Source organism: Pseudoflavonifractor phocaeensis (genome assembly GCF_016901735.1).
In the GTDB taxonomy this organism is placed as follows: Bacteria; Bacillota; Clostridia; order Oscillospirales; family Oscillospiraceae; genus Pseudoflavonifractor_A.
Genome location: NZ_JACLZC010000032.1, coordinates 1 through 19,669 on the forward strand (window position 1 = coordinate 1; position 19,669 = coordinate 19,669).

General features: G+C 61.3%; 20 protein-coding genes. 9 read left to right on the top strand and 11 right to left on the bottom strand.

Annotated features, from left to right (window positions below):
• The 3 genes from H7U37_RS08355 to H7U37_RS08365 form a co-directional block, all read right to left on the bottom strand.
• Positions 1-151: 23S rRNA (pseudouridine(1915)-N(3))-methyltransferase RlmH (locus tag H7U37_RS08355; RefSeq protein WP_204875104.1), on the bottom strand; the 151-nt coding region annotated here is incomplete at its 3' end.
• A gap of 12 nt (positions 152-163) precedes the next feature.
• A complete protein-coding gene (locus H7U37_RS08360) occupies positions 164-955 on the bottom strand; it encodes an MBL fold metallo-hydrolase (protein WP_204875051.1) in 792 nt (263 codons plus the stop codon).
• A 98-nt stretch (positions 956-1,053) separates the two neighbouring features.
• Positions 1,054-2,352, bottom strand: a complete 1,299-nt coding sequence (locus tag H7U37_RS08365) for a UDP-N-acetylglucosamine 1-carboxyvinyltransferase (protein ID WP_204875054.1) — start codon at positions 2,350-2,352, stop codon at positions 1,054-1,056.
• A gap of 473 nt (positions 2,353-2,825) precedes the next feature.
• On the opposite strand from H7U37_RS08365, the gene H7U37_RS08370 reads away from it, so the two are divergent.
• The 6 genes from H7U37_RS08370 (at position 2,826) to H7U37_RS08395 (ending at position 9,028) form a co-directional block, all read left to right on the top strand.
• A complete protein-coding gene (locus tag H7U37_RS08370; RefSeq protein ID WP_204875055.1) occupies positions 2,826-3,029 on the top strand; it encodes an alpha/beta-type small acid-soluble spore protein in 204 nt (67 codons plus the stop codon).
• A gap of 163 nt (positions 3,030-3,192) precedes the next feature.
• Entirely contained in the window at positions 3,193-4,269 is a 1,077-nt protein-coding gene (locus tag H7U37_RS08375) for an S-layer homology domain-containing protein (protein WP_204875056.1), read from the top strand.
• A gap of 413 nt (positions 4,270-4,682) precedes the next feature.
• Positions 4,683-5,891, top strand: a complete 1,209-nt coding sequence (locus tag H7U37_RS08380) for an AGE family epimerase/isomerase (RefSeq protein ID WP_204875057.1) — start codon at positions 4,683-4,685, stop codon at positions 5,889-5,891.
• 83 nt (positions 5,892-5,974) lie between these two features.
• Entirely contained in the window at positions 5,975-6,901 is a 927-nt protein-coding gene (locus H7U37_RS08385) for a dihydrodipicolinate synthase family protein (RefSeq protein ID WP_204875058.1), read from the top strand.
• Positions 6,902-6,987: 86 nt separating this feature from the next.
• Positions 6,988-8,499 (top strand): sodium:solute symporter family protein, encoded by a 1,512-nt coding sequence (locus H7U37_RS08390; RefSeq protein WP_204875059.1) that lies wholly within the window; start codon positions 6,988-6,990, stop codon positions 8,497-8,499.
• Between the two features lie 79 nt (positions 8,500-8,578).
• Positions 8,579-9,028 carry a NanQ anomerase/TabA/YiaL family protein gene (locus H7U37_RS08395; protein WP_204875060.1) on the top strand — a complete coding sequence of 150 codons (450 nt, stop codon included), beginning with the start codon at positions 8,579-8,581 and terminating at the stop codon, positions 9,026-9,028.
• Between the two features lie 325 nt (positions 9,029-9,353).
• Here the strand turns inward: H7U37_RS08395 and H7U37_RS08400 are convergent, their stop codons facing one another.
• The 7 genes from H7U37_RS08400 to H7U37_RS08430 form a co-directional block, all read right to left on the bottom strand.
• The gene (locus tag H7U37_RS08400; protein ID WP_243414277.1) at positions 9,354-9,524 is read right to left on the bottom strand and encodes a FeoB-associated Cys-rich membrane protein; all 171 of its coding nucleotides are present in this window, start codon (positions 9,522-9,524) and stop codon (positions 9,354-9,356) included.
• A 25-nt stretch (positions 9,525-9,549) separates the two neighbouring features.
• The gene (gene feoB, locus H7U37_RS08405) at positions 9,550-11,946 is read right to left on the bottom strand and encodes a ferrous iron transport protein B (RefSeq protein WP_204875062.1); all 2,397 of its coding nucleotides are present in this window, start codon (positions 11,944-11,946) and stop codon (positions 9,550-9,552) included.
• Positions 11,947-11,996: 50 nt separating this feature from the next.
• A complete protein-coding gene (locus H7U37_RS08410; RefSeq protein ID WP_204875064.1) occupies positions 11,997-12,218 on the bottom strand; it encodes a FeoA family protein in 222 nt (73 codons plus the stop codon).
• Positions 12,219-12,232: 14 nt separating this feature from the next.
• Positions 12,233-12,445 (bottom strand): FeoA family protein, encoded by a 213-nt coding sequence (locus H7U37_RS08415; protein ID WP_204875066.1) that lies wholly within the window; start codon positions 12,443-12,445, stop codon positions 12,233-12,235.
• A 194-nt stretch (positions 12,446-12,639) separates the two neighbouring features.
• Positions 12,640-13,065 carry a flavodoxin gene (locus tag H7U37_RS08420; RefSeq protein WP_204875067.1) on the bottom strand — a complete coding sequence of 142 codons (426 nt, stop codon included), beginning with the start codon at positions 13,063-13,065 and terminating at the stop codon, positions 12,640-12,642.
• A gap of 37 nt (positions 13,066-13,102) precedes the next feature.
• Positions 13,103-13,666 (bottom strand): DUF3793 family protein, encoded by a 564-nt coding sequence (locus H7U37_RS08425; protein ID WP_204875070.1) that lies wholly within the window; start codon positions 13,664-13,666, stop codon positions 13,103-13,105.
• A 207-nt stretch (positions 13,667-13,873) separates the two neighbouring features.
• Positions 13,874-14,743, bottom strand: coding sequence for a MurR/RpiR family transcriptional regulator (locus H7U37_RS08430; RefSeq protein WP_204875072.1), 870 nt, complete (start codon positions 14,741-14,743; stop codon positions 13,874-13,876).
• A 421-nt stretch (positions 14,744-15,164) separates the two neighbouring features.
• Here H7U37_RS08430 and H7U37_RS08435 point away from each other — a divergent pair, with 421 nt between their 5' ends.
• The 3 genes from H7U37_RS08435 to nagB are packed head-to-tail and all read left to right on the top strand — an operon-like array spanning position 15,165 to position 18,412.
• Complete coding sequence (locus tag H7U37_RS08435; protein WP_204875074.1) at positions 15,165-16,544, top strand: ROK family protein; 1,380 nt, start codon at positions 15,165-15,167, stop codon at positions 16,542-16,544.
• A gap of 2 nt (positions 16,545-16,546) precedes the next feature.
• Positions 16,547-17,662, top strand: coding sequence for an N-acetylglucosamine-6-phosphate deacetylase (gene nagA, locus H7U37_RS08440; protein WP_204875076.1), 1,116 nt, complete (start codon positions 16,547-16,549; stop codon positions 17,660-17,662).
• A gap of 30 nt (positions 17,663-17,692) precedes the next feature.
• Entirely contained in the window at positions 17,693-18,412 is a 720-nt protein-coding gene (gene nagB / locus H7U37_RS08445) for a glucosamine-6-phosphate deaminase (RefSeq protein ID WP_204875078.1), read from the top strand.
• 481 nt (positions 18,413-18,893) lie between these two features.
• Here nagB and H7U37_RS08450 read toward each other — a convergent pair whose 3' ends face one another.
• Positions 18,894-19,583, bottom strand: coding sequence for a response regulator transcription factor (locus H7U37_RS08450; RefSeq protein ID WP_204875080.1), 690 nt, complete (start codon positions 19,581-19,583; stop codon positions 18,894-18,896).
• Between the last annotated feature and the right edge of the window lie 86 nt (positions 19,584-19,669).

Below are 19,669 nucleotides of genomic sequence, written 5' to 3' on the forward strand. Positions count from 1 at the left end.
CGGGGGAGGGGTCCTGGGGCAGGCGCTCCTCGGGCAGCTCCACCAGCGCAAAGCGGCACAGGGGAGAGAGCCGCTTTTGATATTCGGCGGCGGCCTCTATGTAGAATTTTTCCTTGAGCTTGCCCACGCACAAAAGGGTAACGGACAGCATCTTCCTTCCTCCCTATACGGTGTAGCGGCGGCCGGCGGCGGCCCGGGGCGCCACGTCCAGCACCACGTCCCGGTCCAGCTCCGCCCCCTGGCGCATGAGGGCCATGGCCACGGTGTCGTAGGCCCGCTGGGGGGTGTTGTTGTCCTTGGAGAGGTGAGCCAGCACCACCGTCCGGACGCCCTGCCGGGCGGCGGCGCAGATGAGCCGGGCCCCGTCCTCGTTGGAGAGATGCCCCCGGCTGCCCAGGATGCGTTCCTTGAGAAAATAGGGGTAATCGCCGGATCGGAGCCATTCCGGGTCGTGGTTGGTCTCGGCCACCAGCAGGTGCGCGCCCCGGATGCCCTCCTCCACCTCCGGGGTGACGTGGCCCAGGTCGGTGACGACGGCGGCCTTCCGCCCGCCGGCGGTGAGGGCATAGCCGGTGCTCTGGGCGGCGTCATGGGGGGTGGGGAAGGTCTCCACTCCCAGCGCGCCGATCTCAAAGGTGTCGCCGGGAATGAAGGCCCGCACCCGGTCCTCGGTCAGGGCGGGGAGCTTGTCCAGCAGGGCCCGGGCGGTGCCGGCGCTGGCGTAGAGGGGGAAGGGGAGCTGCTTGGTGAGGGTGGCCAAGCCGGAGATGTGGTCGGAGTGCTCATGGGTGATGAGAACGCCGGCCAGGGTTTTCGGGTCGATGTCCATGGCCTTGAGGGCGGTGGTGATGCGCCGGGCGGAGATGCCCGCGTCCACCAGGAGATGGGTATGTCCGTCGGAGACCAGGGTGCAGTTGCCGCTGGACCCGGAGGCCAGGGTAGTGAGGGTGAGCACGGGCGCTTTCGCTCCTTTCAGATTTTTCCAAAAATGGGCATGGCAAAAGGGGAGAGGGGCATGCTCCCTCTCCCAGAGGCTCTTTCTTGCATCCAGGCTCAGCCGGCGTGGGCTTCGGTCTGCTGCTCTTCGTCGGGGGTGACCACCACCCGGATGTCGGCGCCGATGTTGGACAGCTTGCGGACAATGTCCTCATAGCCCCGCTCGATGTGGTGGATGTTGCTGATCTCGGAGGTGCCGCTGGCGGCCAGAGCGGCGATAACCATGGCCGCGCCGGCCCGGAGGTCGCAGGCCCGGAGGCGTGCGCCGGTCAGGCCCTCCACCCCTTCGATGACGGCGATCTTGCCGTCCACCTGGATCTGGGCGCCCATCCGGCGGAACTCGTCCACATAGCGGTAGCGGTTGTCCCACACGCCCTCGGTGAGGACGCTGGTGCCCTTGGCCAGGCACAGGTCGGCGGCGATCTGGGGCTGCATGTCGGTGGGGAAGCCCGGATAGGGCAGGGTCTTTACGTTGGTCCGGGTGAGCCGTCCGTCGCTGCGCACCAGCACGGCGTCGTCCCGCTCCTCGATCTCCACCCCCATCTCCTCCAGCTTGGCGGTGATGCACTCCAGGTGCTTGGGGATGACGTTCTTGATGAGGACCTCGCCGCCGGTGGCGGCCACGGCGGCCATATAGGTGCCCGCCTCAATCTGGTCGGGAATGATGGAGTAGACGCCGCCCACCAGCCGGTCCACACCGCGGATCTTGATGACGTCGGTGCCGGCGCCCATGATGTCGGCCCCCATGGAGTTGAGGAAGTTGGCCAGGTCCACGATATGGGGCTCCTTGGCGGCGTTTTCGATGATGGTGAGGCCGTTGGCCAGGGTAGCGGCCAGCATGATATTCATGGTGGCGCCCACCGACACCATATCCATATAGACCTGGGTGCCGGCCAGGCGGCCGTTTCTGGCTTTGGCGTGGATATAGCCGCCTCTCACGTCCACGTCGGCGCCCATGGCGGCAAAGCCCTTGATGTGCTGGTCGATGGGACGGGCGCCCAGGTCGCAGCCGCCGGGCGGGGGCACCTGGGCCGAACCGAAGCGGCCCAGCAGGGCGCCGATGAGATAATAGGAAGCCCGGATCTTGCGGGCCAGCTCCTCGGGCACCTTGGCGTTGTGGATGTGGGTGCAGTCGATGTCCACCGTGGTCCGATCCACGGTGCGCACATCGGCGCCCAGCTCCTGCAGGATATTCAAAATCAGGGTCACGTCGCTGATCTGGGGGATATTCTCGATCCGGCACACGCCGTCCACCAGCAGGGTGGCGGGGATGATGGCCACCGCCGCATTTTTCGCGCCGCTGATGGGAACCGTACCGTAAAGCGGCTTTCCGCCGTTAATCACATATTTCGTCAAAACCGCACCTTCTCTATTCCAGGGCAGGGCTGAAAAAAGCCTCTGCGTTTGCAATGGCCGGCAAGAAAGCAGCCGGCCCGAATCGTTCCTTTTCTTGGGCGCACAGGTGTGCGCACGCTAAGGCAAGGTTATTATAGCATCTGGGTCCCCTAAAATCAAAACCATTTTCACAAAACCCCGGGTCTGGTCGTGATTTTCTCTTCATCTATCAAAAACCATTCCCAAAATGGGGGGTTTTTATTCCTACCCTTATGCACATTGCGCAAAGCCGGACCCCGCCGCGCGCCCTGCCGGCGGTCCGCGGCGGCCAAAGAAGGGAAGCGCCGGCTAAACTGTCCCGCTCTACTGTTAAATCAGGTCGTTTCTCCAATTCTGTCATGAATTAGCAGCGAGGGAGCACACATAGAAATCCGTTCCGGGGCAATCATAAGAGCGGACTTTCGGTCCACACATCAACAAAGGAGATGTATGTTATGTCTAAGTCCAACAACTCCAATCAGCCCGCCGTCCCCTCTGCCCGCGAGGCCCTCAACAAGTTCAAGATGGAAGCCGCCAGCGAGGTGGGCGTCAATCTCAAGCAGGGCTACAACGGCGACCTGACCAGCCGGGAGGCCGGCTCGGTGGGCGGCCAGATGGTCAAGAAAATGATCGAGGCCTACGAGAATTCCATGCAGTAACCGCCGCCCCTGAAAAAGGGGAAGGCAACGTGTGATCAGACCGCGGACGGTTCTATACTGTCCGCGGTCTTTTTTCTCGCTGCGGACGGAACTTTTTCCCACGTCCCCCGTCTAAAGAGAGCAGAAGCCCCGGGGTTCAAACAGTCAAAAAGGAGTTGTGGTTATGAAACTGAACCTTCCCGCCCTGATTCTGGCCGGAGTTCTGGCCTGCTCCATGGGAATACCCGCCGCTGCCGCCGGGCAGCCTGTTTCCGCGCCCACGACAGTGGAAGATTCCTCGGTCCTTCCTGCCAGTGTGCTCTACTATGGCCGGGTGGAAAATATCGTCCGGCAGTCCGACGGCGCCATCCGCCAGCTGCATCTCTCTTCCCAGCGTTACGGCGACTATGTGATGAACATTTCCGATGAGACCCTGTGGATCGACAGCGGTGCGTGTGCCAAATCCGATCCCGCCACCCTGGAAGAAGGGGAGAGTCTCTATATTTTCCATAGCCCTGTGGCCACCATGTCCATTCCGCCCCAGTCTTTCGCCATGGCGGTGGTGCGCAGCATCCCCATGGACGTGGGCTGCGCCCAATACCATAAGGTAGAAGGGGTCTCCGTCGAAAACGGAACGGTGCAGATCACAACCAACAACGGCGGTCTTTGCATTCTTGCGGATGATGAGACCGGCCTTTCCTCCTATGACGGTACGGAGGTATCGCTGGATGACATCCAGGCCGGCGATGCAGTCATGGCCTGGTATGGCGATATTGCGGAAAGCTATCCCGCCCAGACCCACGCCTCCCATCTGATGCTGCTCCCCCAGCAGGCGTCCAAGGCGCTGACCCGTGGGGAACTGATGTCCACGCTGTATACCCAGGCGGGCAACCCCGCGGTCAACTACGCCATGCAGTATACCGACGTAGCCCAGAATCATCCCTACGCCGAAGCCATCCGCTGGGCCACCAGCGAACATCTGGTCAGCGGCTACGACAACGGAGCCTTTGGTCCGGAGGATCCCCTGAGCCGGGAACAGCTGGTTACCATCCTGTGGCGCGCCCAGGGCAGTCCCATGCTCATGGACTATGCCGGCCTGAGCGACTTTTCGGACGTGAGCCAGATTTCCGCTTTTGCCCAGCCCGCCCTGTGCTGGGCCCATCAGCAGGGCCTTCTCTCCTGGGTAGAGGGCGACACTTTCTCCCCCCAGTCTCCCGCCACTTCCGCCCAGGTCGACGCCATGCTTGCCGCCCTGTATTAAAAAATCTCGCCGGGGCATACGTGTGAACTCCGAAACGATCTGGATATAAAATAGACGGCGCATCGGTTCATTCCGGTGCGCCGTCTTTATTTTTAATTCCTTCAGAAGCTTTGCTTCCAACCCGAAAATATGGATTTTCTTTACTAAATTCCACGTTTCAAACTATTTTCTTTCTTTTCTTTCCCAATTCCGGCACCAATTCAAACTGATTCGTTTATGAAATTTTCCGTTTGCGGCTCCCTTTTTCTCCCTGGTTTTTGTGATTATCCACATAAAAATTAAAATATTTTTGAACAATACTCCAAATTGTAAATTATTTTCACTGGTGTTATGATAATACCGGAACAAGAAAAAAATTTTTTTCATAGGTGTAAGGTCCTTGAAGTGAACAGGAAAAGGGAGGTCTTTTCAACATGGATCTGACGAAATTGAAGGAAGCCCAGGCTTGGGTAAAAAAGGAGCTGGAGATCAGCGCCGATTTTTGGCTGAAGTACGGCATGGACAAGGAGCACGGCGGCGTGTACACCTGCCTGGACCGGACGGGCCGGCTGTTCTCCACCGATAAGAGCGTTTGGATGCAGGGCCGCTGCGGCTGGACATACGCTTATCTGTGCCATGTGTACGGCAAGCGGGACGAGTGGATGGAGGCCAGCAAGAGCTGCCTGGACTTTATGGAACAGTACTGCATCAACCGCGAGGCCGGCGACCGGATGTATTTTACCGTCACTGCCGACGGCAAGCCCCTCCGCCAGCGCCGCTACTGCTTCTCCGAGGGCTTCTACGCCCTGGCCAACGCCGAGTATTACGGCCTCACCGGTGAGCGGGAGTACCTGGAGCGTGCCCGCCGGGCCTATGAGCTCATCTGGAACCTGAACAACGGCCTCATCAAGGACCCCACCGGCATGGGCCCCAAGACCATTCCCGAGACCCGCACCGGCCGCGCCCTGGCCGATCCCATGATCTATCTGAACATCACCTCCGTCCTCCGCCGCTGCGACCCCGAGCAGCAGGAGCTCTACGATCAGCGGGCCAAGGAGTGCGTGGACACCATTTTCAAATATCACCACAAACCCGAGCTCAAGTGCACCCTGGAGACCGTCGGCCCCAACGGCGAGTTTATGGGCGACATCTCCGCCGGCCGCTTCGTCAACCCCGGCCACGACATCGAGTGCTCCTGGTTCCTCATGGAGCAGGCCAAGCACACCAACGACGACGCGCTGCGCCGCAAGGCCATGGAGGTCTTTGACATGGCCATCGAAAACGGCTGGGACAAGGAGTACGGCGGCATCCTCTACTTTGTGGACTGCAAGGGCTTCCCCCCCGAGGCCTACGAGCACGACATGAAGCTCTGGTGGCCCCACAACGAGACCCTCATCGCCTCCCTCATGATGTACCGCGACAGCGGCGAGGAGAAGTACCTGGATTGGTTCTTCAAGGTGCTGGACTACTGCAAGACCTACTTTGCCGACGACCAGTACGGCGAGTGGTACGGCTACCTCCGCCGGGACGGCAAGCCCACCATGCCCGCCTGCAAGGGCTGCACCTTCAAGGGCCCCTTCCACGTGCCCCGCTGCCTCATCATGGTGGACACCATGCTCAGCGAGCTGATTGCCCGCCAGTGATCCCGTGCCCTGCCGCGCGGATGTGCGGTTTTGATAAAATCTCTCCACGCCGTGGAGGGGAAAATAAAGAGGAGGAATTTATCATGAGCAAACTGGACAAGTATAAGGGCATTATCCCCGCCTTCTACGCCTGCTATGACGACGAAGGCAACGTCAGCCCCGAGCGGGTGCGCGCGCTGACCCAGTACTACGTGGACAAGGGCGTCAAGGGCGTGTACGTCAACGGCTCTTCCGGCGAGTGCATCTACCAGGGCGTGGAGGAGCGCAAGATCATCATTGAGAACGTGATGGCCGTTGCCAAGGGCAAGCTGACCGTGATCAACCACGTGGCCTGCAACAACACCCGCGACAGCGTGGAGCTGGCCCGTCACTCCGAGGAAGTGGGCGTGGACGCCATCGCCTCCATCCCCCCCATCTACTTCCGCCTGCCTGAGTATTCCATCGCCGGCTACTGGAACGCCATTTCCGCCGCCGCCCCCAACACCGACTTTGTCATCTACAACATTCCCCAGCTGGCCGGCACCGCGCTGACCATGAGCCTCTTTGCCGAGATGATGAAGAACCCCAACGTGGTGGCCGTGAAGAACTCCTCCATGCCCACCCAGGACATCCAGATGTTCAAGGCCGCCGGCCTGGCCGCCAAGGGCGAGTTCATCGTCTTTAACGGTCCCGACGAGCAGTTCGTGGCCGGCCGCGCCATTGGCGCTGACGGCGGCATCGGCGGCACCTACGGCGTCATGCCCGAGCTGTTCCTCAAGCTCAACGACCTGATCGCGGCCGGCGAGCGGGACACCGCCACCGCCCTCCAGTACGACATCAACGAGATCATCTACAAGATGTGCTCCAGCCACGCCAACATGTACGCCGTGGCCAAGGAGATGCTGCGCATCAACGCCGGTCTGGACATCGGCGGCGTCCGCGCGCCTCTGGAGAACCTGCAGGAGGCCGACAAGGCCGTCGCCAAGGCTGCCGCCGAGATGGTGTGCGCCGCCAAGGCCAAGTATCTCTAATCGCTGTTTCTGTTCCCAACACCAGCCGCGGGAGCGGAAGTGTGTGGTCCGCTCCCGCGTAATGAATTGAAAAGGGAGATCGCGTAATGCAAGGTTTTACTTATATTGACTTGGCGGTACTGATTGTGTACCTGCTGGCCGTCCTGTTTGCCGGCCTGTACTTCGCCAAGAAAGAGATGAAGGGTAAGGAATACTTCAAGGGCGACGGCACCGTGCCCTGGTGGGTTACCTCGGTGTCCATCTTCGCTACCCTGCTCAGCCCCATTTCCTTCCTGTCCCTGGCCGGCAACTCCTACGCCGGCAGCTGGATCATGTGGTTTGCTCAGCTGGGCATGCTGCTTGCCATTCCCCTGACCATCAAGTTCTTCCTCCCCATTTACAGCAAGCTGGACATTGATACCGCTTATCACTATCTGGAGATCCGCTTCCACAGCAAGGGCCTCCGGGTGCTGGGCGCCGTCATGTTCATCATCTATCAGATTGGTCGTATGTCCATCATCATGTACCTGCCCTGCATGGTACTGTCTTCTCTGACCAACATCAACGTGAATATCCTGATTATCATTATGGGTATCATCGCCATCATCTACTCCTACACCGGCGGCCTGAAGAGCGTGCTGTGGACCGACTTTATCCAGGGTTCCGTCCTCCTCATCGGCGTGACCTTCGGTCTGATCTTCCTCATCGCCCACCTGGACGGCGGCCTGGGCTCCATCTTCAACGAGTTTGTCAACGGCGGCAAGTTCCTCGCTCCCAACGAGCCCATCTTTGACCCCAACCTCCTCAAGAACAGCGTGTTCCTCCTGATCGTGGGCGCCGGCTTCAACACCATGAGCTCCTACGTCTCCTCTCAGGACATCGTGCAGCGCTTCACCACCACCACCGATACCAAGAAGCTCAACAAGATGATGCTGGCCAACGGCTGCCTGTCCATCTTCATCGCCACTGCGTTCTACCTGATCGGCACCGGCCTGTATGTGTTCTACAACGTGCAGGGCAACCCCCTGCCCCCCGCCGCCCAGCAGGACCAGATCTTCGCTTCCTGGATCGCCTTTGAGCTGCCCGTGGGCATCACCGGCCTGCTGCTGGCCGCCATCTACGCCGCCGCGCAGTCCACGCTGTCCACCGGCCTGAACTCCGTGGCCTCCAGCTGGACCCTGGACATCCAGGAGCGCCTGTCCAAGAAGCAGCTGAGCTTCGAGACCCAGACCAAGATCGGCCAGTGGGTGTCCCTGCTGGTTGGTATCTTCGCCATCGCGGTGGCCATGTTCCTGGCCAACACCGGCGTGACCTCCGCTTACGAGTGGTTCAACGGCTTCATGGGCCTGGTCCTGGGCATCCTGGTGGGCACCTTCATCCTGGGCGCCTTCACCAAGGTGGCCAACACCTTCGGCGCTACCGCGGCCTTCATCGCCGCCTCCGCTGTGATGGTATTCATCAAGTACGGCCCCTACTCCGCCGACGTGTCCATCTGGGTGTACTCCATCATCTCCATTGCCGTGTCCCTCATCGTGGGCATCCCCGCCTCCATGATCTGGACTGCTGTTGCCGGCAAAAAGACCCAGATTGATCCTCACACCACCATTTACAAGGACTGACCGGCATATACCAACTGCCGGACCAACCGCGCCTCCCGGTGTATGCCGGGAGGCGCGGTCAAAATAAGGAGGAATTACCATGGTATTCGGTAACATCCGCGACCTGAAGGATTTTTCCTGGCTGGAGTCTCAGGTCCGCAAGTGCTTTGACTATGCCCAGGCCCACGACCTCCTCTCCTACGAGAAGGGCAGCCACCCCATCGAGGGCGACGACCTCTTTGTGAACATCGTGGAGTATACCACCACCACTGCCGGGAACCGCTTCTGGGAGGCCCACCGGCAGTACCTGGACCTGCACTTCATGCTCCGCGGCCCCGAGCAGATCGACGTAAACTTCATCGACAATATGGAGCAGAAGGAGTTCGTGGAGAAGGACGACTTCCTGCCTCTGGAGGGCGACCCCAATTGCAGCGTGGTCCTCAACGCCGGCGACTTCCTGCTCTGCTACCCCAAGGACGCCCACCGCACCGCCGTGCAGGTCGGCGGCCCCGCCGCCATCAAGAAGGCCATCTTCAAAATCAAAATCTAACCTACTTTCTTTCGAGAAAGAAAGTAGGCAAAGAAAGCTTCCATCTGCCCCCGGACCCAACATCCGGGGGCTTCCTCTTTCTTTTACCATTTGCAAGAAAGTAGGGGCGCCATATATGGCGCCCGAGTCTCTCGAAGAAGTGGAACCCGGTGCGGGAAACATCAACGTGCCTGCATGAAAGCGGGCGACCACAAGGGTCGCCCCTACGAGGTTGGGCGCTGTGGGGAGCTCCTCTTTTCCTGTCTCCGCGGATAAAAACGGACTGGTAAGTCCTGCAAAGCAGGAAAATGACCCGTCCTCCCACGAAGAGAGAACGGGCCGCTGTTTATTGGGGATGGGATGTATGGTGACAGCCGCAGGCGCCGCCGCAGCCGGCACAGTCGCCGCCGCAGCCGCAGCCGCGCTTTTTCTTGCGCACCTCGTGGACCACGATGGCCACAAAAACCGCGGCGATGGCCAGCGCAATGAGCACCGAAGCCAGATTCATACCAGGCATATTGGACTCCTTTCCACCGCCGGGCTCAGGCGCGGACGCCCTTGCCCAGACGGACCGACAGGGTAGCACCCTTGTCATAGTCGGCGTTATACTTGTTGGGCCGGACCATGAGATAGAGGACCAGAAGCACCAGCGCCGCAGCCACCACGGTGCCGGGTCCAAAGCCCACCGTGCCGGCAATCAGTCCGCCGATCTGATAGACCACCAGGGCCGCCCCATAGGCAAAGAGGCACATATAGCCGATGGCGACCAGCGCCCACTTGGGATTGTTCATCTCCCGCTTGATGGCGCCCATGGCGGCAAAGCAGGGGGCGCACAGCAGGTTAAAGATCATGAAGGAGTAGGCGGCAATGGGGGTAAAGGCCATGCCCACTTCCGCTGTCAGGTTGCCGGGGAAGAGGACGCCGAAGGTGGAGACCACCTCCTCCTTGGCGATGAGACCGGTAACGGTGGCCACGGTGGCCTGCCAGGTGCCGAAGCCCAGGGGGAGAAAGACAAAGGACACGGCGTGCCCCACGGCGGCCAGCAGAGAGTCGTTGTTGTCGGCTACCATACCAAATCCGCCGTCCGTGAAGCCGAAGCCCTGGAGGAACCAGAGGACGATGGAGGAGGCCAGGATCACCGTACCGGCCCGCTTGATGAAGGACCAGCCCCGCTCCCAGGTGGCCCGCAGCACGTTGCCCACGGTGGGGGCGTGGTAGGCGGGCAGCTCCATGACAAAGGGGGCGGGCTCGCCGGCAAAGGCTTTTGTCTTTTTCAGGATGATACCCGAGATCACCACCGCCGCCACGCCGATGAAGTAGGCCGAAGTGGCCACCAGCGCGGAGCCGCCGAAGAGCGCCCCGGCAAAGAGGGCGATGATGGGCATTTTCGCGCCGCAGGGGATGAAGCCGGTGGTCATGATGGTCATTTTCCGGTCCCGGTCCTGCTCGATGGTGCGGGAGGCCATGATGCCGGGCACGCCGCAGCCGGTGGCCACCAGCATGGGGATAAAGCTCTTGCCGGACAGGCCGAAGCGGCGGAAGATCCGGTCCATGATAAAGGCGATGCGGGCCATATAGCCGCAGTCCTCCAGGATGGCCAGCAGCAGGAAGAGGACCAGCATCTGGGGTACAAAGCCCAGCACCGCCCCCACGCCGCCGATGATGCCGTCCAGGATGAGGGCCTGGAGCACCTCGTTGCAGCCCACGGCGGTCAGGGCGTTTTCCGCCAGCACCGGCAGGCCGGGCACCCAGGTCCCGTAGGCGTTGGGGTCGGGCTCCTCCACGGTCAGGGCGCTTTGGTAGGCCTCCTCGGTGACAGGCACCACCGTGGTCTCGCCGGTCTCGTCGTCGTAGAAGTAGACCTCGGCGTCGCCGGCCTCGTAGCCCGCGATCATAGCGGAAGCTTCCTCAAAGGCGCCGGAGTCCTCCTCCCACGCCTCGGTGTCGGCGGTGAAGGGGACGAACCAGCCGTCGCCGAACAGGCCGTCATTGGCCCAGTCGGTGGCTCTTGTGCCGATGGAAACGGCCCAGCCGCCCATGGAGATGGAGTAGACCAGCACCATCACCGCCACAAAGATGGGGAGGGCAAGGATGCGGTTGGTGACCACCCGGTCGATCTTGTCGGAGGTGGTGAGGCCGTGGCGTTCCCGTTTCTTTTTGACGCACCGGTCCACCACCTGGCTGATGTAGGCGTAGCGCTGATTGGTGATGATGCTCTCGGCGTCGTCGTCCATCTCCTTTTCACAGTCCTGGATGTGAAGGTCGATGTGCTTGAGCAGGCTCTCCTCCAGCCCCAGCTCTTCCCGGACCTTCTCGTCCCGCTCAAAGAGCTTGATGGCGTACCAGCGGAGGCTTTGCCGGTCCACCCTGCCCTCAATGGACTCCTCAATGTGGGCGATGGCGTGCTCCACGCTGCCGGTAAAGACGGCGGGCTGATCCTGCGCCGCGCCCCGTTCCGCGGCCTGAACCGCCGCCTGTGCCGCCTCCATGCTGCCCTCGCCCTTGAGGGCGCTGGCGGCCACCACGGTACAGCCCAGCTCCTTACCCAACTTCTTCAGGTCGATCTGGTCGCCGTTTTTGCGCACCACGTCCATCATGTTTACCGCCACCACCACCGGGAGCCCCAGCTCGATGAGCTGGGTGGTGAGGTAGAGGTTGCGCTCGATGTTGGTGCCGTCCAGAATGTTGAGGATGGCGTCGGGCCGCTCTTTCACCAGATAGCCTCTGGCCACCACCTCCTCCAGGGTATAGGGGCTCAGGGAATAGATGCCGGGCAGATCCTGAATGGTCACGTCCTTCCGGCCCCTGAGCCGTCCGTCCTTTTTCTCCACCGTCACCCCCGGCCAGTTGCCCACATACTGGGCCGAGCCGGTCAGGTCGTTGAACATGGTGGTCTTGCCGCAGTTGGGGTTGCCGGCAAGGGCAATGGTCACGCTCATGTGCTTCACTCCTTCTCCAAATTAGCTTTTGCTAACCAAAACACAAAAAATTATACCACCTCGATCATGGCGGCGTCGGCCTTGCGCACGCTCAGCTCATAGCCCCGTACGTTCAGCTCCATGGGGTCCCCCAGGGGGGCCACCTTGCGCACATGGACGGCCACGCCCTTGGTAATGCCCATGTCCATAATGCGCCGCTTGACGGCCCCCTCCCCGTGGAGCCGCGCCACGGTGACGGTATCTCCCACCTTCACGTCTTTTAATGTTTTCATCCGCTCTCCTCCTCTCAGATCATCACCCGGTTGGCCATGCTCTTGTCCAGGGCCACCCGGCTGTCCTTTACCTTCAGGATCAGATTGCCGCCCATTTGGGTGATAACCGTGATTTTGCTGTCCACCACAAACCCCAGCTCCGCCAGATGCTGACGGACTTCGTCCTTACCGGTGATTTTGCGAATGGTCACCGTCTCGCCCGGCTGGGCCATCGTCAACGGCATCATGCTCTGTGCCCCCTCTCCGCACCGCCAAACGGTTTGCTTTTGCTAATCTCTTGTCGCATGACAGTTTACTACCGCTAACCTAAGTTGTCAATAGCTAACTGTCAAAAATTCCTCGGGCAAAAGCGACAAAAACATCCGGCCCGCCGTGGGAGCGCAGACCTCCCACGGCGGGCCGGACGGGAAAGGGGGGTGGATCAGACGGCGGCGGCCGCACCCAGGGCGCGGCAGTCGGAGAGGGCGTCGTCGTCGGGTGTCTCATTGACCATAAGAGGCTGAGCCTTCAGCACAGCGCCGGCGGCGCTGGTCCGCGCCTCCCAGTCCCGCATCCACTGGCCGTCGCCCCAGCCGTAGGAGCCGAAGAGCGCCACCGGCTTACCGGCGAGGCTCCCCTCCAGCGCGGCAAAGAAGGGCTCAAACTCGCTCTCCTCCAGCACCTCGGCGCCCATGGCCGGGCAGCCCAGAGCCAGGACATCATATGCGGCGGCTTCCTCGGCCGAAACCGCGCTCACCGGCAGCAGGGAGACCTCCGCGCCGGCATTCTTGGCGCCCTCTGCCACGGCGTTGGCCATAGCCTCCGTATTGCCCGTGCCGGACCAAAAAATCACTGCCATCTTACTCATACCAAATACCTCCGTTCGGATGATCCATCAGGTTATTTCACGCCGCGCCCAGCAGCGTTGAAATCGTCTCGCCCTCCCGCAGCTGCCGGGCCAGACAGTCCCGGCAGGCGTCAAAGGAGGCAAACCGGGCCTTGGCGGCGTCCACGTCGCCGTAGACCTTCCAATAGCCGCAGAATTTGCTCCCCGCGCCGCCGTCCCGCAGAAATCCGGCCACGTCCTCGGTGGGATAGTCCAAAAAGAGCCCAATCTCATGGGGAAAGTCCTGCTGTTCCGCCAGCCGGCGGCGGAGATGGGCCACCAATGCGCCCACGCCCCGGACCACGGGATAGCCGGCCCGGTCCAGGATACGCCGCGCCTCCGGGTCGCTGAGGCGGCGTTCCAGGTCGTCGGGGCGGAATACCAGCACCAAGGTCCGCTCCCGGCACTGGCACATGGGCACAAATACCAGTCCGCAGGGACGCAGCTGCATATTGTAGCGGCTCAGCTCGCCGGTAAGGCCGGGGATCTCACGGTTTGACAACGATACCAGACTGCCGGCCTTGACGCCCAGCAGGGTGGCGGCGCAGTGCTGGACCAGGGCTTGCTCCAGGGCAGGATTCATGAAGGGACTCCTCTCTATCATTTTAGTTAGTTTTAGCTAACTATATCGGAAAAGGGGGACGGACGCCGCAGAAGAAACGTCCGCCAAAGTTAGTTATGGCTAACCACGAAAAAATGATAGCCCAAACGGGGCGCTTTGTCAAGTCCTTTTTTTCCAAACGAAAAAAGACACGGCTGACTGCCGTGCCTTCCATCGAACGCCGGGGGATTATAGGTGCTTCATGGAGGCCGCCTCGGCCACCAGTTCCCGGTTGCGCACCGAGCCCTCCGGGTCCAGGCCGCATACCTCAGTGAAGAGGAGGTCCAGCACAAAGATCTGGGCGATGCGGGCCACCGCCGAGCCCACCTGAAGGGGGCCCTCGTTGGAGCCGCACTGGAGGACCACGTCGGCCATCTGGCCGCCGGGGGATTTGGGGAAGCGGGAGACCAGAATCACCGGAATGTTGCGGGCCTTGGCCACCTTCATCACGTCCTGAAGGGCGCGGGTGGAGCCGGAGTAGGAGAAGAAGAGGATCACGTCCTCGGAGGACATGATCGCCACACTGTTGAGCTGAAAGTGGGAGTCGGAGATAAAGACGAATTTGGGGGAGATGGTGGAGAAGAGGGTCCAGGCCTCCTGCGCCAGCACCATGGAGCTGCCCTGACCCATGCACACCACCCGCCGGGCCTTATAGAGCATCTCCGCCGCCCGGCGCAGCTGGTCGGGGGAGATGAGCTTGGCGGTCTGCTCCAGGGCGGCCATGCTCTCCCGCAGCCGGGCCTTGCACATCACGTCAAAATCCTTCCGCCCCTCGTCCTCCGCCGCCGCCCGGACATCGCTCTCCTGGGCCATGCCCCGGGCGTTCAGGGAGCCCTTGGCCAGCTCCAGCTTAAAGGCGCTGTATCCGCTCAATCCCAGGCGCCGGCAGAAGCGGGAGATGGTGGCGTCGGCCACCTCGCACTCCTCGGCCAGCTCAGAGATGGACATATACTGGGCGTTGATCCGGTTTGCCAGCACATAGTCGGCTACTTTTTTTTCAGAATTGGTTAACTGATAGTATTGACTGCTGATGGTTTCAAAAATATCCTTTGCGCTCAAGTCTGCACGGCCTCCTTATTGAGATCCGCCCGTCATATAGCTTTCGCTGTCCGGACACCACTGGGAGAAAACCAGCGTTATTGTGTCCCTTTTCAGATTCATTCCTCTGTATTAAAAAAACACCGGCTCTTTGTTGTTATATATGGCAATTTAGGTGATTTTTATGTGTCAAATGCGGGGAGTGAAAAGGATTTTCACAATTCTTATTTGTGTAAAATTATTTTCTCCTAATGATGACAAATGGGTTTTTTCGTGCTAAAATAGGACATACCGGGAGAAGGAAATACAGTTTTTCCGGTAAAACGGGCGACGTGAGTTTGTGTGCCCCTGCCCGGGCACACAACTCCGTCTCAATTATAGCCGTACAGACTGAAAATCGCAATAAATTTATCAAATTTTTCACAACAGGAGACATGCAGCTATGAATCGGTATGGTATTGACTTTGACGTGAAGAACATCCCCGATCTGGACCCCGCTTTCATGCCTATCCTTAAGTTCAACCGCGCTTTCTTAAAGACCGCCAAAAAGCCGGTGGCCTTTGCGGTGGAACGTTCCGGCGGACAGGTGGCTGTATGCCGCACCTTCCTCCAGGGCACCCCCGAGGGCCGGGAGGCTGACCGCTACTATGCCGACCGGCTGGTCAAGTCCATGCTTTGGCTCCAGGGCGGCTTCAAGATCTATGTCAGCGGTGACGAGGATGTGTACGAGTTCCTGAAAGAGACCTACGCCCCCACCGGCAAGCGCGCCTTTGACGCCGACTTTATGGCCGGCGTGTACGAGCATCCCTTTGAGGTGGTCTACTGCGACCAGGTGCCCGAGGAGAAGGGCGCTTCCCAGGCCATCGGCCGTCATCTGGGCGGCTGCCGGGTGGGCTTTGACGCCGGCGGCTCCGACCGGAAGGTGTCCGCCGTCATCGACGGCAAGAGCGTCTACTCCGAAGAGGTGGTCTGGTTCCCCAAGACCAACGCCGACCCCGATTATCACTACGACGGCATTGTGGCCGCCTTTAAGTCCGCCGCCGCTCATATGCCCCGGGTGGACGCGGTGGGCGTCTCCTCCGCCGGCATCTACATCGACAACCGCACCATGGTGGCCTCCCTCTTCCTGAAGGTCTCCAAGGCCGACTTTGACGCCAAGGTGAAGGACATCTACATCCGGGCCGCCCGGGACGTCTTTGGTCCCGACGTGCCCCTGGTGGTGTGCAACGACGGCGACGTGTCTGCGCTGGCCGGCGCCATGGGTCTGGGGGAGAACAGCGTGCTGGGCATCGCCATGGGCACCAGCGAGGCCGTGGGCTATGTGGACGAGCATGGCAACATCACCGGCTGGCTCAACGAGCTGGCCTTCATGCCGGTGGACGTGAACCCCGAAGCCATGGAGGACGAGTGGTCGGGGGACATCGGCTGCGGCGTCAAGTACTTCTCCCAGGACGGCGTCATCAAGCTGGCTCCCCGGGCCGGCATCGCGCTGGCCGAGACCCTGTCTCCCGCCGAAAAGCTGAAGGTGGTGCAGAAGGCCATGGAGGAGGGCAGCGAGGCCGCCGCCCGGGTGTACCGCTCCATCGGCGTCTATCTGGGCCACGCCCTGGCTTACTACTACGACCTCTATCACTGCAAGCACGTGCTGCTGCTGGGCCGGGTGATGTCCGGCAAGGGCGGCGACATCATCCTGGAGGAGGCCAAGCGCGTCCTGGCCGACGAGTACCCCGAGTGCACCGGCAAGCTCTTCCCCGCCCTGCCCGACGAGCAGACCCGCCGGGTGGGTCAGAGCGCCGCCGCCGCTTCTCTGCCGGAGGTGTAAGTATGATTATCGGAAACGCCAACGTATTTGTAGACGGCAAATTTCAAAAGGGCTCCGTGGCGGTGGAAAACGGCGTGATTACCGCCATCGGCCCCGCCAGCTGGTCCTGTGACGTGGACGCGGAGGGCCGCTATCTGGTGCCCGGCTTCGTGGATGTCCACACCCACGGCGCCATGAACGAGGACTTCTCCGACGGCAAGCCGGAGGGGCTGCCCACTCTGTCCCGCTACTTCGCCGCCCACGGCGTCACCTCCTTCCTGGCCACCACCATGACCCTCAAGGAGGAGGTCCTCACCCCCGCCATGCACACCATCCGGGACTTTGTCCGTCCCGCCGACGGCGCCAAGTGCGCCGGCATCCACCTGGAAGGCCCCTTCCTGTCCTACGCCAAGCGGGGCGCCCAGGCCGCCGAAAACCTCCACAAGCCCGACGCCGATCTGTTCCGCCGCCTCAACGAGGCCAGCGGCAACCAGGTGCGCCTGGTCACCGTGGCCCCCGAGGAGGAGGGCGGTCTGGACTTCATCCGTGCCGTCTCTCCGGTGTGCACCGTCTCCATCGGCCACACCACCGCCGACTATGACACCGCCATGGCCGCCTATGCCGCCGGCGCGTCCCACGCCACCCACCTCTTCAACGGGATGCCGCCCCTCCACCACCGGGAGCCAGGGGTCATCGGCGCGGCCTTCGACAGCGGCGCCACCGTGGAGCTCATCTGCGACGGCCTCCACATCCACCCCTCGGCCATCCGCACCGCCCACCGGCTCTTTGGGGAAAAGCTGGTCATCATCAGCGACTCCCTCCGCTGCGCCGGTATGCCCGACGGCCCCTATGAGCTGGGCGGGCAGCCCATCGAGATGAAGAACGGCAAGGCCACCCTCCAGGGCACCGACACCCTGGCCGGCTCCTCCTCCAACCTGCTGGCCGAGCTGCAAAACGTGGTCGCCTTCGGCATCCCCCTGGAGGACGCCCTCACCGCCGTCACCAGCGCCCCCGCCAAGGCCGTCCGGCTGGACGGGGAGATCGGCTCCATCGCCGTGGACAAGCGGGCCGACCTGCTGCTCCTCAACCCTGACCTCACGCTCCACGCCGTCTATGTGGATGGCGAACAGATCATCTAACTCTATTTTATATCAGGAGGGACTTTTCTCATGAGAATCATCAAGGCCAAGGACTACGACGCCATGAGCGCCGCCGCCGCCCGCATCATCGCCGCTCAGATCGCCCTCAAGCCCGACTGCGTGCTGGGTCTGGCCACCGGTTCTTCCCCGGTGGGCACCTACAAAAAGCTCATCGAGTGGAACCACGCCGGCGAGCTGGACTTCTCCGCCGTCCGCTCCGTGAACCTGGACGAGTACGCCGGCCTGACCCCCGACCATGACCAGAGCTACGCCTACTTCATGCGTCACAACCTCTTTGACCATGTGAACATCGACCTGAAGAACACCAACGTGCCCAGCGGCATCAACGGCGACGGCGAGTGCGCCCGCTACGACCAAGTCATCCGTGACTTTGGCGGCATCGACCTCCAGCTGCTGGGTCTGGGCGTCAACGGCCACATCGGCTTCAATGAGCCCGACGACCACTTCTCCCTGGGCACCCACAAGGTGACCCTCACCGAGAGCACCCGGGAGGCCAACAAGCGTTTCTTCGCCTCCATCGACGACGTACCCACCCACGCTTACACCATGGGCGTGCGGGACATTCTCCAGGCCCGCCGCGTGCTGATGGTGGCCTCCGGCGCCAACAAGGCCCAGGCCGTCAAGGAAGCCTTCTTTGGCCCTGTGACCCCCAACGTGCCCGCTTCCATCCTCCAGTACCATCCTGACTTCATCCTGGTGGCGGATGAAGAGGCCCTTTCCCTCCTCTAAGGGTTTGTGTTCCGTTGCCTCCCAAAAAAGCCCGTCCTCGTCAGAGGGCGGGCTTTTTGCTGTCTGATCGCTCCGGAGGCGTCGGCTTTTGCCCTCCGCGGGCGGCGCCAGGCCCTTTTCCCGAAAAGGGCCTGGACCAAAAGGGGACAAGGGGGGATACCCCCCTTGTCAATCCCCCAGGTGCGCCGAAACCGCGTTAAAACAATGACCTTCTACCCGCAGTTGGCACCTGGTTGGTGTGTTAAGTTCTGTAAGGGTTACCAGCCGGGTACGAAATGGAAGCTTTTTTGCCGGCATTCTCTCTTGTAAAAGGAAGCCCCCAGACCGCAGTCTGGGGGCTGATGAAAGCTTTCTTTGCCTGCTTTATTTTTTGCAGCGGGTGAAGGGGAAAGGAAGCCCCCGGACCGCCGGTCCGGGGGCAGATGGAAGCTTTCTTTGCCTACTTTCTTTCTCGAAAGAAAGTAGGGCGAAAGAAAGTAGGTTATTCGATTTTGTAGCCCACGCCCCACACGGTTTTGATAAAGCGGGGGTTGCGGGAGGGCTCGCCCAGCTTTTCGCGGATGCGGCGGATGTGGACCATGACGGTGTTGTTCCGTTCCAGATACTTTTCCTTCCACACCGTCTCAAAGATCTGCTCGGCGGAGAGAACCTGGCCCCGGTGGTCGCACAGCAACCACAATACCTCAAACTCCAGGGGAGTCAGGCTCACCGGCTGGTCGTACAGCCAGCACTGGTGGGTGGCGTGGGAGATGACCAGGCCGTGGATGTCGATGGTGTCGCTCTCCATCCGCTCGGTCTCGTTGTAGCAGGTATAGCGCCGCAGCTGGGCCTTGACCCGGGCCACCAGCTCCAGGGGGTTAAAGGGCTTGGTCAAATAGTCGTCCGCGCCCAGGGTCAGGCCGGTGACCTTATCCTGGTCTCCGGTGCGGGCGGTGAGCATGAGGACGGGGAAATGGTGCTCCTGCCGCAGCCGGGCGCACAGGTCAAAGCCCGACCCGTCGGGCAGCATCACGTCCAGGATGGCCAGATCCGGCTCCCGCTCTTCGGTCAGGGCCAGGGCCCGGGCGGCGGTGCCGCAGGTGCGGACCTGGAAGCCCTCGCTCTGCAAATAGACCTCCACCAGGCTGGCGATCTCCAGCTCGTCATCCACCACCAGGATTTGGGCGTCCATGGCCCTCACTCCTCTCATTTTTGACACCATTATATTGGTCATGAGAGGTTTTCGTCAAGGTTTTGACGGGAAATGTAAGAAAATCT

Excerpts from the sequence above, each read along its gene's own strand:
- H7U37_RS08370 (WP_204875055.1), top strand. The coding sequence starts at position 2,826 with ATGTCTAAGTCCAACAACTCCAATCAGCCCGCCGTCCCCTCTGCCCGC.
- H7U37_RS08375 (WP_204875056.1), top strand. The coding sequence starts at position 3,193 with ATGAAACTGAACCTTCCCGCCCTGATTCTGGCCGGAGTTCTGGCCTGC.
- H7U37_RS08380 (WP_204875057.1), top strand. The coding sequence starts at position 4,683 with ATGGATCTGACGAAATTGAAGGAAGCCCAGGCTTGGGTAAAAAAGGAG.
- H7U37_RS08385 (WP_204875058.1), top strand. The coding sequence starts at position 5,975 with ATGAGCAAACTGGACAAGTATAAGGGCATTATCCCCGCCTTCTACGCC.
- H7U37_RS08390 (WP_204875059.1), top strand. The coding sequence starts at position 6,988 with ATGCAAGGTTTTACTTATATTGACTTGGCGGTACTGATTGTGTACCTG.
- H7U37_RS08395 (WP_204875060.1), top strand. The coding sequence starts at position 8,579 with ATGGTATTCGGTAACATCCGCGACCTGAAGGATTTTTCCTGGCTGGAG.
- H7U37_RS08400 (WP_243414277.1), bottom strand. The coding sequence starts at position 9,524 with ATGCCTGGTATGAATCTGGCTTCGGTGCTCATTGCGCTGGCCATCGCC.
- feoB (WP_204875062.1), bottom strand. The coding sequence starts at position 11,946 with ATGAGCGTGACCATTGCCCTTGCCGGCAACCCCAACTGCGGCAAGACC.
- H7U37_RS08410 (WP_204875064.1), bottom strand. The coding sequence starts at position 12,218 with ATGAAAACATTAAAAGACGTGAAGGTGGGAGATACCGTCACCGTGGCG.
- H7U37_RS08415 (WP_204875066.1), bottom strand. The coding sequence starts at position 12,445 with ATGATGCCGTTGACGATGGCCCAGCCGGGCGAGACGGTGACCATTCGC.
- H7U37_RS08420 (WP_204875067.1), bottom strand. The coding sequence starts at position 13,065 with ATGAGTAAGATGGCAGTGATTTTTTGGTCCGGCACGGGCAATACGGAG.
- H7U37_RS08425 (WP_204875070.1), bottom strand. The coding sequence starts at position 13,666 with ATGAATCCTGCCCTGGAGCAAGCCCTGGTCCAGCACTGCGCCGCCACC.
- H7U37_RS08435 (WP_204875074.1), top strand. The coding sequence starts at position 15,165 with ATGAATCGGTATGGTATTGACTTTGACGTGAAGAACATCCCCGATCTG.
- nagA (WP_204875076.1), top strand. The coding sequence starts at position 16,547 with ATGATTATCGGAAACGCCAACGTATTTGTAGACGGCAAATTTCAAAAG.
- nagB (WP_204875078.1), top strand. The coding sequence starts at position 17,693 with ATGAGAATCATCAAGGCCAAGGACTACGACGCCATGAGCGCCGCCGCC.
- H7U37_RS08450 (WP_204875080.1), bottom strand. The coding sequence starts at position 19,583 with ATGGACGCCCAAATCCTGGTGGTGGATGACGAGCTGGAGATCGCCAGC.